Below are 14016 nucleotides of genomic sequence, written 5' to 3' on the forward strand. Positions count from 1 at the left end.
GTTGCAGTTGCGGAGACAGACTATTATGCCGAGCTTTCGTTCTTGGATTACCGGAAATCTCGGGCTTTAGGGAATGGGCTCGGCATAGTATCGGGCTCGGGATAAATTCCTTTATGCCGAATTCGGCATAACGGAATGAAAATATCCCGCGACTTCATTCCTTGGCCTGCAGGCTCTCGCGAATCCGGCCTGCCGGGGGTGCCGTGGCCGAACTCATCGCCCCTCCCCGTCGGCAAGCGAAATTCCAGGTCGCGATCTGCCAGACCGGTGAGGCTTCCCGACAGGTCAAACAACTGCTGCGCCACAAGATGAACGACATCGCCCTCCCGCTGAATGCGTCCGTTGATCGCCATCATCGAAGCACCGAGCGCAATCCGTCGAGACCGCTCGAATAGCTGCGGCCAGATGACGACGTTGGCGACGCCTGTCTCGTCTTCCAGCGTCAAAAAGATGACGCCTTTTGCCGAACCCGGCCGCTGGCGCACGAGAACCAGCCCAGCTGCCATCAGCCAACGACCGTCACGGGCCGACATCGCCTCCGTGCAGGTGACGATCCGGCGTTCCGCGAGTTCTCGACGAAGGAAGCTGACCGGGTGTTCGCGCAACGTCAGACCGGTATGCCCATAGTCCAGGACGACGTTGTGCCCCTGTGTCATCTGTCGCAGTTCGACCGCTGGTTCCTGCTGCTCCGCAATCGTTCTTGCCTCGCGTTCGGCCGCCGCTGCAAAAAGCGGTAGGGGTTCATCTCTCAAGGCCTTGATTGCCCAAAGAGCATCACGACGCTCCAGTCCAAGCGACGGCAGAAAGGCGTCCGCTTCCGCAAGCTCCACCAGCGATGCGGCCGGAATGCCAGAACGCCGCCACATGTCGTCGACGCTATCAAAGGGCTGATCGGCCCGGACGGCAACAATCCGGGCAACGTCCGCAGTGGCGAGGCCGCGCACCATCCGCATCCCAAGCCGGACAGTATGTCGGTCGGAGCCCTCGATTGGTTCCAGCGTGCAATCCCAACGGGACCGGTTGACGCAAACTGGCCGGATTTCCACGCCGTGTTCCCGGGCATCGCGCACGATTTGGGCGGGGGCATAAAAACCCATCGGTTGCGAATTCACAAGGGCGGCGCAAAAGACATCCGGGTGATGGCATTTGATGTAGCTGCTTGCGTAGGCGATCAGGGCGAACGATGCTGCATGGCTCTCGGGGAAGCCATAAGAACCGAAGCCTTCGAGCTGGCTGAAGGTCTTTTCGGCGAATTCAGGCGTATAGCCATTCCCGACCATGCCGGAGACCAGCTTGTCCTTGAAACGGCTCACGCCTCCGGTGAACTTGAAGGTTGCCATGCTCTTTCTGAGCTGATCCGCCTCACCGCCAGTGAAACCGGCACAAACCATGGCCACCTTCATGGCCGACTCCTGGAACAGCGGTACACCGAGCGTCTTGTGAAGAACGGCCTCTAATTCGGGCGTCGGGTATTCGACCTTCTCCTTGCCCTCCCGGCGGCGAAGGTATGGATGCACCATGTCGCCTTGGATCGGTCCGGGCCGCACAATGGCCACCTGGATCACGAGATCGTAAAAGGTCCTCGGCTTCAGGCGCGGCAACATCGACATCTGCGCCCGGCTCTCGATCTGGAAGGTGCCAAGTGTGTCGGCCTTCCGGATCATCGCATAGGTCTTGGGCTCCTCCTGCGGGATCGTTGCTAGATCGAGATCGATATCCTTCTCCTGGGCAAGGAACGCAAAACTCTTGGCCATGCAGGTCAGCATACCGAGCGCCAACACGTCGACCTTCATGAACTTCAGGGCTTCGACATCGTCTTTGTCCCATTCGATGACCTGGCGATCCATCATGGACGCCGGTTCGATTGGTACCAGATCGTCAAGCCGGTCGTGGGTAAGCACGAAGCCGCCAGGGTGCTGGCCAAGATGGCGTGGGGCTCCCATCAGTTGCTGGGCAAGCTGAAGCGTGAGCGCAAGACGCCGGTCGTCGGGATTGAGGTTGAGTTCCCTGACCTGTTTTTCCCCGACCGCCTCACTCCACGCCCAGACACCGGACGACAGAGCCTTGATCAGGTCCTCGGGCAGGCCCAGCGCCTTGCCGACATCCCGGATCGCACCCTTCGTGCGATAGCGGGTGACGGTGGCGCAGAGCGCTGCCTTGTCATGGCCGTAGGTTCGGTAAATCCATTGGATGACCTCCTCCCGCCGCTCGTGCTCGAAATCGACATCGATGTCCGGCGGTTCATCGCGCTCCTGGCTGACAAAGCGCTCGAACAGGAGGTCATTAGTCTCTGGATCAATTGATGTGATGCCCAGCACGAAGCAGACGGCCGAATTCGCAGCGGAGCCACGGCCTTGGCAAAGGATGCCTTGGGATCGGGCATAACGGACGATGGAAAAAACTGTCAAAAAATAGGGGGCGTATCGCATCGTCTTGATGAGAGCGAATTCATGTCGAATTGTCTTTTCGACATGTTCGGGCAGCCCATCCGGATAGCGCACCTTTATGCCTTCCCAGGTGTAATGCTCCAGCGATTGTTGCGCCGACATGCCGGGGATCAGAGCTTCTTCTGGATACTGGTAGGTCAGCTCATCCATGGAGAACTTGCAGCGCTCGACAATCTCCAGGGTCCGGGCCAACGCCTCCGGATATTGGGGAAACAGCCGCTCCATCTCTTCAGCTGGTTTCAAATACCTGTCGGCATGGCGCTCGCGTTCGAAACCCACATCATCGATTGTCGTTTTCGTCCTGATGCAGGTAACAACATCCTGGAGCTGGCGGCGCGAGGGGTCGTGGAAGAGCACGTCATTGGTGACGACTGTCTTCACCCGGTGCCGAACCGCCATGTTGGAAATCTCGTGCAACCGCATCTGGTCGTTGGGACGACGTCGAAGGCAGAGCGAAACATAAGCCTGGTCGCCGAACACCTTGGCCATCTTCCGAAGTTGGATGGCGCAGGTCTCATCCGGCAAATCGGGAACAAGCATGCCGAGCAAGCCCTCGGCGTAGAGTGCAACGTCTTCAAGGTTCAGAATGCACTTCGCCTTGCCGCCGCGCGACTTGCCGAGGGTCAGCAGCCGCGTCAAACGCGAATAGGCCGCACGATCCGTCGGGTAGACCAGGATCGACATGCCGTCCTGCAGATCAAGGCGACAGCCGACAACCAGCCGCAGGCCTGTGGCACGCGATGCCTCCAGTGCCCGGACGATACCGGCCAGGCTGTTGCGGTCGACGATTCCGAGCGCTTCGATGCCGAGTTCCTTGGCGGTGGCAAACAGCTCGTCGGACGAGGATGCGCCACGAAGAAAACTGAAGTGTGTCGTGACCTGGAGTTCTGCGTATCTCATGCGAACATCCCGTGGATAAACCACCGATGGGAACCGGTCTGCGGATCAACGCCGTCACCGGAACGGTAAATCCAGTAGCGCTCACCCGCCTCATCCTCGACCGTGAAATAGTCGCGGACGGCCGTCCATTCGGATGTTCGCTGCCACCATTCTCCGAATATCCTCTCAGGACCATCGGCACGTTTGACGCGCCTGCGTTTGCCGCGCCAGACGAAGGACACAGGAGGATGGTCGGGCAGCAGGGCGATTACCTCAATCAGCTCCGGGCGATCCATCAGGCGCACCGGCCGGGGCCAGGTCAGCGGCCATGTCCGCCCGTCTTCATCGGCGACCGGCGAGATGCGCTGTACTGAGCGCTCCGGCACATCACTGGCGACTGGGGCTTGCCGATAAATGCGGTGCGTTCCCCGGTTGCCCAGTACATCGATCAGGGAGGTGATATCGATGCCAGTGGCCTCCACGAGACTGGAAACGATCTGTCTGTCGTTCAGCGGCTCCACCATAGTTGCCGCAAGACTGAGTTTCTCGATACCAAAGCCGGGATCGATCTTCTCGATGCGATCATGGAGGATTTTCGTCAGCCAGGCGACATCTCGCACGGGCTTCGCCGTCCCTGCTCGCAGTGCCTGAATCGTGTTGTCGACCCGATGGACAATCAGGTCGGTGCGCCGGACACCTAGCCCCTTGGCCTGCAGTTCGAGACAGAGTGCTGCCACAAGCCGCGAAACATACTTCGCAATGGTTTCCGCAGTGCCGATTGGTTCGGCGAAGGCACGATGGACTTCGATGATCTCAGGACAGCGGATCGGATCAATGGGTTCGGCGACGCGGCCGAACATCTGGTCGAGACGACGGCCGATCTCTGGGCCGAAGCGCAGGGCAAGCGGCGCACGAGGTGTCGCAGCCAGCTCGCCGACGGTTTTAAAGCCGAGCGTGCGTAGGCTCACTATCGTCTCGGCGCTGAACCGCAGCGACGACAGGGGAAGTTGCGCAACGGCATCAGCCGTTTTCCCAGCCGGAATGACCTTGGTTTCCGCCGTCATAGATCGGGCCAACCCGAACGCCGCTCCCCAGGTATCGGCAATGACAGCACGAGCTGGCAGACCGCGTGCGCGAAACCGGTTCACGAGACCGGACAGCATTAGCTCTTCCCCACCTTGCAGGTGGTCGGCCCCTTCCGTGTCCATGACGATGCCATCAGGAGGATCGGTTGCCACAACCGGTGAATATTGAGACAGCGCCCAGATCGTGAGGCGTTCGAGTGCAGCAAGATCGGCCGCCGGATCGGCGTCAACCATATGCAGACCCTGGACAAGTGCCTGTGCTTTTGCGGCTGCCATGCCAACGTGCAGGCCGACCATTGCTGCATTCTGATCGACAGCCGACAGCCAGCGTTTCGAGCCGCTCCGTGCGACAACAACGAGCGGGCTCTCAGCCGGTATGCACGGATCGGCGCGTCTGATCCGATCCGTTGCCAGTGTCGGCAAAAAGACTGATACGACCCTGGGCATCGCATGCACCTATTTCAAAATCCGCACTTTCACCTGCTTTGACCCTGATCAATTCCGCCAACCACCGCGCCCGGCCGATGCCTGGAACCGGAAGCGGCTCCGATGGCAGGACGGATATTCGCCACCGCGTTGCCGCCGCTGTTGGATGTCCAAAGTCTCCGGCCTCGGTCTGCCGCCGCCATCGACGGATCACCATACCGATGGTCCCGGACCCTTCGGCGGCAAGTTGAAGGCGGCGCGAAGCTACCATCGGCAACCGGACCAATTCGGCGACGACGGCCCCAAGTCCTCCGAACCGCAACGCCTCTTCGCAGGCTTCGAGCACATATTCCTCCCGGATCGCTTCGACATAGATGACCCGATCTGGATGAAGGCCGACCTGAGCAAGCGCCGGGGCGAATAGGTCGGGACGAGCTAGGCACCAGACCACCTTGCCCTTCGTCCGTGCAGCGATCCCTGCCACGAACAGGGCAGCCGCAGCCCCGTCGACTGCTCCTGCTCCGCCTCCGGCAAATTCGTGCAACGCCCCGTAAGCCAAACCGCCACCCGGAAGGTGCCCGTCGATGTCGCGAACACCGAACGGCAAGACCGTTTTGGCACGGGCGACCGTCCCTTCGAGGTGCTGGATGCGATCTCGAAGATCGGAAATGATGGCGTTCGCCGCGTTCTGCGCCATACGGAGCCCTTGCCAAAATCAGGTTTTCATCGCGCTCAAAAGCGGATATGTTCTTTGTTTGTTCCTTATCGGAATGTGAGTCAATGTGCGTATTCAGGCGAGCGTTCAGCGAACTGCAACCTGACAAATATCGCTTGAGCCGAAGAACGAATGGATTCAACCGCCTAACAACGGAACAGCCACAGCCGCTAAAATGTCATCGATAAGAAAAAATACCTAAGATGAACTAGCCGTGGTTCGTCCGATGCCGGGTTGAAGAGGAGAAAATCCAATGGCAGAGAATGTGGCCTCTTTCGACGAAAACCTGCAGAAATTGGTGGTAACGCCATTTGACACCACCGCCGAAGAACTGCGCATCGCAGCGATTGGATCGAAGATCGAGTTTGCGAAGAGTGAACTTCAGACGGTCCAAACATATATAGACGTTGTCTACGCAGGAAGGGTCAGGGTGGCGACCGATGACGGCAGTGAGCTGCCCATCGACTGTCTGGCGCATCTCGGGAGCGTCCTTTCAAACTACGAGCAAATGTTGTTCGACCAAATTGCGGACCTTGAATATCAGCAGGAGATGCTGCGCTTTCCGCCAGACAAGGAAGAGGACCTCGAAGATGATGGAATCTCGGATAATTAAGACGCCTGATTAAACCATGGATGCGACACGCGACAACGGCAATCGACAGCGCAAGGTAATTCATGTGGACATGGATGCCTTTTACGCCTCCGTCGAGCAGCGCGACAATCCCGATCTCCGCGACAAGCCTGTCGCCGTCGGCGGGTCGGAGGCCCGTGGCGTCGTTGCTGCGGCAAGCTACGAGGCTCGCAAGTTTGGCGTCCATTCCGCAATGCCGTCGGTTACAGCCAAGCGCAAATGTCCCGATCTGATCTTCGTCAGGCCCCGTTTCGATGTCTACAAGGCGGTCTCGCAGCAAATCCGGGAGATATTCGCCGAATACACGCCGCTGATCGAACCACTATCGCTCGACGAAGCATATCTCGATGTCACCGACAATCTGAAGGGCATGGAAATCGCGACTGAGATCGCGCAGGAGATACGCGCCAAGATCAAGGCAGCGACCGGGCTGAACGCATCTGCCGGAATTTCATATAATAAGTTCCTGGCGAAAATGGCGAGCGATCTCAACAAGCCAAATGGACAGGCGGTGATCACTCCGAAGAACGGCCCGGCGTTCGTGGAGAACCTTCCCGTCAAGAAATTCCATGGCGTCGGCCCAGCAACTGCGGAGAAGATGCATCGACTTGGCATCGAGACCGGTGCTGATCTTAAAGCCCGCAGCCTCGACTTCCTGATCGAACACTTCGGGAAGTCTGGACCCTATTTCTACGGCATTGCACGCGGGATTGACGACCGACAGGTCAAGCCAAATCGCGTCCGGAAATCCGTTGGCGCGGAAGATACGTTTATGGCCGACATTCATTCGTTCGATCCGGCCCGGGCGGGCGTCCAACCTCTGATCGAGAAGGTTTGGACTTATTGCGATGCCAACGAAATTAGCGCCAAAACGGTGACGCTGAAGGTGAAGTACGCCAACTTCTCTCAGGTCACGCGCAGCAAAACCGTGGCGCTGCCGTTTGGATCACTCGCTGACCTGGAGAATGCGGTGAACTTGCTTCTGCAGGCGATCTTTCCGGTCAGCAGAGGCATCAGGCTGCTTGGCGTGACGCTGTCGTCGTTGGAGCGCAAGGCAAGCCAGCGGGAACTACCACAGCTTCTCCTGTTCACGTAGCCGGTGCCAACAGTCACTTGCCCCGTTCCCTGTCATCGTAGCCCGACCATCGCGTTTACGACCTTCTGTGTGTCCGAACCACGAACGAAGCTACGCTCCGCACCCTATTCGAGAGACACAAAACCAATTGTTGCAAAGCGCTTGCGTACTCAAACAAAAGCGCAAAATCTCACGAGAAATCATCTTCTGAACACCTCTTTCGACCCGGATAGCACGTTCCGCACGGTTGTATTATCAAAGAAATACTGTAAATTAAAACCTTAACGTTCATGCCCCAAGCATTCTAATTTGTCGAATACTGTCGCCTCTCGCACGGAGAATGGCGTTTACATTCGCACGCGCCGGAGCGGCCTGAGGGCGCTCCGCTAGCTTTGGAGTTACTTTCGCCGAACCAGAATTTTTGCAGCGACATTCACGCCCATTATTTGCGGAGGATAATGAAATGGCACGTCGGACCGTCGTAAAAAAAACTACGCTTACACAATATCCAAGAGCCAAGGACATATCCGGGCTGAAAAGGCAAAAGGAGCGGTCCGAGAATGGCGACGGCAGATATGAAGGCGAAATTCGGGATTATTTTGAGCGGCGGCGAAAGCGCCTCGAAATCGCGGCGACGACCACAACACCGTTCGGCCAAACCATCGACTGGATGCCCATCAATTCGCAGCCCAGCCTCAAGGGCACCAAGATCGCCGAGCCACCAGGAGAGAACGTGCTGATCGTCATTCCGAAGGGCGAACGCATAGACAGCTTGGCGCGTTTCGAACTTGAAGAGGATAAGGCCGAGCGGGGCCCGGCGGGAACCGTGCCCTTCCTGCGGAAAAATCTCGACGGTTTAAGCTTCAGGCACTCGTTGCGCCATTTGCTCGCCCGCTACGAGAATCCTGGCAAACAGCTGGTCTTGATGAATGGACACCTAGTGCCGCCTCCCAGCGTCGACGGACCACATCGGTACGCATTCACGTCACAATCGCGGCTTTGCTTTGGCGGCGAAGGTGTCCTCTCCGCATTCGACCCCTATTGCGAAAACAGCGACGATTTCTCGCTTATGCAGATCGCTGTCACCAATAGCGACTTAGGTTTTTTGCAGACTGTCGAAGCGGGCTGGCAGCAACGCAAGGACAGCTACGGCGATTGGCACCCACATCTGTTCCTTTACTACACGACCAACGGGTATACCGACGACGACGATGATGTCGGTGGCTACAACGAGGACGTAGATGGATGGGTCCAGTATGACGACCGGGTCCATCCTGGTGCCCTCTCAAGCCCCAATAGCACACGAGGCGGTGCCCAGTTCTGCATGCAGATCAAGTTCCAGCTCTACCGCGACAATTGGTGGTTCATGTGCAATGGACGATGGCTGGGATATTATCCGGCGCGACTTTTTATGGGCAACAAAAGCGTCTTTTCGACATTGGGTGATCACGGCGACAGGATAGCTTTCTACGGCGAAATTTATGACTCGAACGACATGCCTGGCAAGACACGGTCAGATATGGGCAGCGGATATTGGCCTGAGTATGGATGGACGTGGTCTGCGTATCAGCGAAACCTCATGGTCCAGACCTCCCGGGCTGGCGACCTCGACGAATATGATGGCGGCTTGGGGTGGGGATCGGACCCAGATATGTACGACATAGAAACCCACATGCGCAGCGGCGGCACCTGGGGGAGCTATTTTTGGATGGGCGGCCCCGGCGCTTGATCGTTTAGATGCGGGAAGTGCGTAAACCAGCGCAGCTGCTGTTCAGGCGGCTGCGCTTTCTCACCTTCCATTTCAACTTTCCCTGCGTTTCAGTCATAGATCGTCGTATCGAACCAGAGCCTCGACGGCCTTTTCATACTGCTTGCGCTCGAACACGAACGGGCCAAAATTCTCGTAATTCCGGCTTGGCCGGTGGGGCTGGCTGAAGCCATCCCATACAACCTTGTCCTCGTGCAAGCGAACGTGGGCAACGAGTGGCCAGCACCCTACCTCACCACATTCACATGACAGGACATAAATCTCCCCCTGTTCATCGCCTATTACGGGCTCCTCCTGTCCAAGGAAGTAGCTCGGCAAAGGACCGAAGAAGTAGTGTGAGGGTATGAGCCCGCCATATCCACCAGCGGGATCGTTGTAGCCGCTGGTTCGCTCAAACTCAGCGACGAGCTGGTCTAAGCCGACGCCGTCCACGCATGGAAGGATGGCTTCCGCACCTTCATCTGTCTTTTCAAACTTGAAGTTAAGAATGTTTGTCATGCACCTCGATAGAACCATCAAGCGCTCGTGGTCAATTTCACTTTTCGGATTTTTGGCTTGGCCCCAGCGGAGCTATTCGGACGCAGTGAGGTTGCGAAGATCGCGGCATCGCTCGCGGTATGCGGTATCACAGACGCGCGGCCAACATGGAACCAGCCGCATTAATTCGACCGGGCCCCGGCTACCGACAACAAATTGTTGCGAGTTGGCTTTCGGACATTGAGCATGACGCACATGCCACTCCTGTAATAGTTAAAGCCTTGGCAGCTCTGCGTGATGACACATTGATCCTGACACGCCGCGAGCGACGAACCGGAAAACTTAGCAAATGGCTTGCCCATGATTTCCACATTCTTGCTCGTGCGGAAATCGAGCGCAGGACCGAAGTCTTGCCCCACGCGCATAATGTCACCAGCGTCGCCCTTATAGCCAGACACCGCCCCGCTGAACTGAAGCGCCTCTGTCGCCATGCCCTTCAAGAAGCAAACGTTGTGCGTTTCATTAAACGTGAACGCACGGCACCGCTCATTGCCGTCGCACTCTATTTTGCAGTCTTCGACCGTGAATAGCTTCAGTGGCATCTCTGGCAGGTCATAGCCCGGCAGATCGGTATGCTCGAATATCCGCCACAGCGGCGCTTGCGGCTGAACTGGAGGCGTGACGGTGACAGTCGTGGGGGCATAACTGGCCGCTGCATCTCCTCCGAAAGGGACAGGTGCTGAAGCTTGTGCAGGTGCATCGCCCGCCAAAAGATCAATATCTAATCCGATCTGTTTCGCGTCAGCTGCAGTCAGCCACTGCATGGAGGCTGGCGCGGCATCGGTAACATAGACAATGACGTTTGCGCTAAGGCCGAGTTGCTGAAGATACGATCCGACGAGGGCATTCCCTGCGCTACTGACCGTTTGTTGCCCTGACGTGTCACTGAAGACGGCGTGGAAACCGACTTTGGAGGTCGGCGTAATGAACCGGTGCTTCCCCGCCAGCCAAACCAGCCCGCACGAAGAGGCGCATATCGTGTTTTCGGCTACTGCGGTCGAGAAGCCCTTGATCGAAATTGTGCGGCCGATTTCCATTCCGACCCCTGCCAATCCACCGGGGCTGTCCAAGAAGACAACTGCCTTGTTGGTCGAAATGGCGAGGTTCTTAAAACGATTGTCATCGCCCTCCTTGAACTCGCCGACCACAGAAATAATGTAGATATCATCCTTCAGCTGGTCGATCTGGACATCTGCGGCTCTGGCTTGAAACGCACAGATCAGAACCACAATAGCAGAAAGAAATACGCGCACACTCACAACCTAACCCCTTACTACCTCACCGCGAGTAAGCGACTTCTGACTAAGAAAGTCAAAGTAGAAGTTAGACGGAGGTTAACGGCCATAGTGCCGCCACAGAATTCCGTCCAATCAGGCTGTATAACAGACGGATTGCGTAAAATGAGATTGATGGCTCTCCTTGTTGCGGCCCTTTTACTGACGGTCATTCATGCCCAGGCCCAAGTTTATGAGCCGTATGATGGATACGACGAATATGGGGGCTACGACTATGATGATCCCTACAGCCCGTATCCCCCTCCTCCCTACTACGAGCCAGAACCTGGCTATCGGGAACCTTTGCAAGAACGTGGGGAGCCATCGACGCGAATTAGAAGGGGAACCGTCGTCATCGCCACGCGTGAGCACACTCTGATTTACACGACCGCACAGGGCGAGCAGTTCGCCTACCCCATCGCAGTCGGCCGCGAAGGCAAGCAATGGTTCGGAACAACGCGGGTGGTGTCGAAGCGATTGCATCCCGAATGGCGACCCACAGCCAGTATGCGGCAGAAGAACCCACGGCTTCCGGCCGTCGTGAAACCCGGCCCGGCAAATCCGCTCGGAACTCGCGCGATCTACCTTGCCGACGGACTGCTGCGCATCCACGGCACCAACGACCCCTCCTCCATCGGCACCAATGCATCGAGCGGATGCTTTCGGATGTACCGCGAGGACGTCGAGGAGCTTTACGAGATGGTCCAGCCGGGAACGCAGGTCGTCGTCCAACGGTGACCGTTCATCAAACGGTCGCCAGCTCGGCCTTCGCGATCCGAGGATATTCATCCGGTCGGACGTCCTGGCCCAATTTCCAGTTAGCTGCCCACTGGCGAAGTTCCGCCTTCGCCTTTTCCGACCATAGAGATAGCTTTATATGGCGACACCCACTACCAAGATGACTTGGGTGGCACAGGTGGCATATCCTTCCGGATATTCCAGCCAGTTGGAAGGACTAGAAGCGCGATCTCAAAGGCTGCGACTACAGCTAGCTGGGCTGTCGGATGGATTCGGCCCGCCACCATGGCAATGACGCCATAGGCAATCAGAGCGAGACCGGCGCTGTTCCAGTTCTTGAAGCCAATGTCGACGATCCGGCGCAGCCGGAACAGCAGCGTGTAGGCTGCCACAGCTAGGAGAAGAACCATTGCAACGCCATACGCCAACTTGTCCGTCCTCTCGATAAGCTTAGCGCTGTTGTAGCCCAGGAGCAGAAATACTGCGGGGAAACCCATAGGATCAGATTGCCGACTAGATAATGCTTCCGGTCGAGCGGATCGCCGGTTCTGAAGATGAGCCCAAAATCCATCACATCCCCCGGAATGAAAGACCGTATCGAACCACAATGCTCTCAAATTGGAAAGCGGCGTGGCTACCTCTGCAGCAACACTGGGGAGATACACTTTGTTAGAATCATGCAGCTATAAATTGTGGACGCCAATGCAAGGATGGCAAGCATGAAAATAGAGACTGTAGTCAATCTAGCCCAAACAGTTTACGCAATTGCACGTTCACCAGCCGTTTCCGAGTACATGATAGGCGTGACATCACGACCGAACATTTCACGCCGGACAGAATACCATGCCAAACATGGCTACCAACATCTTGTGATCTTGGCCGACAACCTTACCCCGAGCATAGCCGAAAGAGTTGAAGAAGCTCTTCAGGGCTACATTCAACACGCGCCCAATCTCGCTGTCTTCAAAAAATACGAGAGGAGCCGCCGACGGGGACCCTATTACCGGAACTTAGGACGCCGCGATACTCTGTTTTCAGTCTACATGGCTTGGCGTGATGACACCTGATCATCCGTGCTTACGTCGGTCGCGCCGGTTGCCGTTGCGAAGCCAACCATGCCGGTTCTTCGAGTGATTGAAATTGCTGTCACGCCAAGCAATAGCGGTGGCGGCGGGCGACTGCTTGGTAGTTCCAGCCGGGACAGGGCATCAAAATCTCGGCCGTACCTCAGACTTCCAAGTCATAGGCCCTTATCCCAAGGGACAGCAATCCGACATTCAGACGTCCGCTCCTTCAAGCGAAATGCTGGCGAAAATCTCGTCAGTCCCCCTGCCCCACACCGACCCCGTCCAAGGATCGTCAGGATTTCTCATCGAGAAATGGCGGTAGTCATTCGCGCACCGCGACCAATTTCACGGTGGTGTTGAAGTTGGTGGACAAGGCTGCAGGGTCAAGGCCTTGTCCCCGGCCCGGCTCCCTCAAGGAGTTCGAAAAGGAAGTATGGGATGCAAGTGTCAACATTTGGCAGAATCTGACGTGCTGGCTGGTTCGGGATTATTTCGGGACACGGCGCTCCATCGTAGGACAATTGCAGCATTTTGGTTCCCGTTATCAGAAACGGGAACCATCGATGATCGCGCCAAAAGCATCTAATTATCAATTGGATAAGTGGTGAGAGCGTCGGGGTTCGAACCCGAGACCTACTGATTAAAAGTCAGTTGCTCTACCGGCTGAGCTACGCTCTCCCTCTCCGCGGGTGTGACCACCCCGGCTGGAAGTGGGCGGAACATAGGCAGGCGACCCATTGCGGTCAACCGAAAAATTTGCCTTTTTCCGGCGGTCGGCACATTTCTTGCGGGCGCGAAGGCAAATGTCTTGCGCGCGCAAAAAGGTGATTGGCAATCCCGGGCCTGCAAAGCTAGGAACATCACGCAGATTGCAGCCGGAGAGAATGCGTGTCGATTGCCGATATTTCCCTGTGGAGCGCGCTGATTGCCGGAGCGCTTTCCTTTCTGTCGCCCTGCGTGCTTCCCCTCGTCCCGCCCTATCTCTGCTATATGGCCGGCATTTCAGTCGAGCAGTTCCGCGGCGGCGGTGCGGTTGTGGTGGCGCCTGACGTCAGACGCGGCGTGTTCTTCTCTGCCCTCTTCTTCACGCTCGGCTTTGCCACTGTCTTCGTGGCGCTCGGCGCCGGTGCTTCCAGCATCGGCATGGCGCTTCGCCAGCATCTCGACCTCCTGTCGAAGATCGGCGGGCTGATCATCATCGTCATGGGGCTGAACTTTCTCGGCCTCTTTCGAATCGGGGTGCTTGCCCGCGAGGCGCGCTTCCAGGGCAGCGGCAAGCCGGCGACGCTGACGGGCGCCTATATCATGGGCCTTGCCTTCGCCTTCGGCTGGACGCCCTGCATCGGCCCGGTGCTCGGCGCGATCCTCGGCGTT

General features: G+C 57.3%; 12 protein-coding genes, 1 tRNA gene and 1 pseudogene. 7 read left to right on the forward strand and 7 right to left on the reverse strand.

The genetic code is table 11. The features are described 5' to 3' along the window. Positions 1-47: 47 nt before the first annotated feature. Genes MOV76_RS34190 through MOV76_RS34200 form a run of 3 tightly spaced genes read right to left on the reverse strand, consistent with a single transcriptional unit; the run spans position 48 to position 5534 of the window. The gene (locus MOV76_RS34190) at positions 48-3347 is read right to left on the reverse strand and encodes an error-prone DNA polymerase (RefSeq protein WP_247266188.1); all 3300 of its coding nucleotides are present in this window, start codon (positions 3345-3347) and stop codon (positions 48-50) included. Further along, positions 3344-4858, reverse strand: coding sequence for a DNA polymerase Y family protein (locus tag MOV76_RS34195; RefSeq protein WP_247266189.1), 1515 nt, complete (start codon positions 4856-4858; stop codon positions 3344-3346). The genes MOV76_RS34190 and MOV76_RS34195 overlap by 4 nt, the downstream gene beginning before the upstream one ends. Continuing rightward, positions 4779-5534 carry an ImuA family protein gene (locus MOV76_RS34200; protein WP_247266190.1) on the reverse strand — a complete coding sequence of 252 codons (756 nt, stop codon included), beginning with the start codon at positions 5532-5534 and terminating at the stop codon, positions 4779-4781. Before MOV76_RS34200 ends, MOV76_RS34195 begins: the two co-directional genes overlap by 80 nt. Positions 5535-5805: 271 nt before the next feature. Here MOV76_RS34200 and MOV76_RS34205 point away from each other — a divergent pair, with 271 nt between their 5' ends. The 3 genes from MOV76_RS34205 (at position 5806) to MOV76_RS34215 (ending at position 8987) form a co-directional block, all read left to right on the forward strand. After that, entirely contained in the window at positions 5806-6165 is a 360-nt protein-coding gene (locus MOV76_RS34205; RefSeq protein ID WP_247266191.1) for a hypothetical protein, read from the forward strand. Between the two features lie 16 nt (positions 6166-6181). Then, the gene (dinB, locus tag MOV76_RS34210; RefSeq protein WP_247266192.1) at positions 6182-7279 is read left to right on the forward strand and encodes a DNA polymerase IV; all 1098 of its coding nucleotides are present in this window, start codon (positions 6182-6184) and stop codon (positions 7277-7279) included. A 442-nt stretch (positions 7280-7721) separates the two neighbouring features. Next, on the forward strand, positions 7722-8987 hold the full coding sequence (locus MOV76_RS34215; RefSeq protein WP_247266193.1) for a neprosin family prolyl endopeptidase: 1266 nt from the start codon (positions 7722-7724) through the stop codon (positions 8985-8987). 93 nt (positions 8988-9080) lie between these two features. On the opposite strand, the gene MOV76_RS34220 is transcribed toward MOV76_RS34215, so the two are convergent. Both MOV76_RS34220 and MOV76_RS40185 read right to left on the reverse strand, forming a co-directional pair. Continuing rightward, complete coding sequence (locus MOV76_RS34220; RefSeq protein ID WP_245472700.1) at positions 9081-9524, reverse strand: hypothetical protein; 444 nt, start codon at positions 9522-9524, stop codon at positions 9081-9083. Positions 9525-9685: 161 nt separating this feature from the next. After that, a complete protein-coding gene (locus MOV76_RS40185; protein WP_247266194.1) occupies positions 9686-10822 on the reverse strand; it encodes a PAN domain-containing protein in 1137 nt (378 codons plus the stop codon). 141 nt (positions 10823-10963) lie between these two features. Here MOV76_RS40185 and MOV76_RS34230 point away from each other — a divergent pair, with 141 nt between their 5' ends. Beyond that, on the forward strand, positions 10964-11575 hold the full coding sequence (locus tag MOV76_RS34230; protein WP_247266195.1) for a L,D-transpeptidase: 612 nt from the start codon (positions 10964-10966) through the stop codon (positions 11573-11575). 152 nt (positions 11576-11727) lie between these two features. Here MOV76_RS34230 and MOV76_RS34235 read toward each other — a convergent pair whose 3' ends face one another. Next, on the reverse strand, positions 11728-12072 hold the full coding sequence (locus MOV76_RS34235) for a hypothetical protein (RefSeq protein ID WP_247266196.1): 345 nt from the start codon (positions 12070-12072) through the stop codon (positions 11728-11730). Between the two features lie 222 nt (positions 12073-12294). Here MOV76_RS34235 and MOV76_RS34240 point away from each other — a divergent pair, with 222 nt between their 5' ends. Together MOV76_RS34240 and MOV76_RS34245 are read left to right on the forward strand one after the other, a co-directional pair. Beyond that, positions 12295-12642, forward strand: coding sequence for a hypothetical protein (locus tag MOV76_RS34240; protein WP_247266197.1), 348 nt, complete (start codon positions 12295-12297; stop codon positions 12640-12642). Positions 12643-12727: 85 nt separating this feature from the next. After that, positions 12728-12964: pseudogene (locus MOV76_RS34245) on the forward strand (cupin); the annotation flags it as partial. A 280-nt stretch (positions 12965-13244) separates the two neighbouring features. On the opposite strand, the gene MOV76_RS34250 reads toward MOV76_RS34245, so the two are convergent. After that, positions 13245-13320 (reverse strand) — tRNA-Lys (locus MOV76_RS34250). Between the two features lie 210 nt (positions 13321-13530). Between MOV76_RS34250 and MOV76_RS34255 the strand changes: the two genes are divergently transcribed. Next, positions 13531-14016, forward strand: a 486-nt coding sequence (locus MOV76_RS34255) for a cytochrome c biogenesis CcdA family protein (protein ID WP_247266198.1), incomplete at its 3' end; no start/stop codon positions are given.

The sequence above is a fragment of the Rhizobium sp. PRIMUS64 genome, assembly GCF_023006465.1.
Classification (GTDB): domain Bacteria; phylum Pseudomonadota; class Alphaproteobacteria; order Rhizobiales; family Rhizobiaceae; genus Rhizobium; species Rhizobium leguminosarum.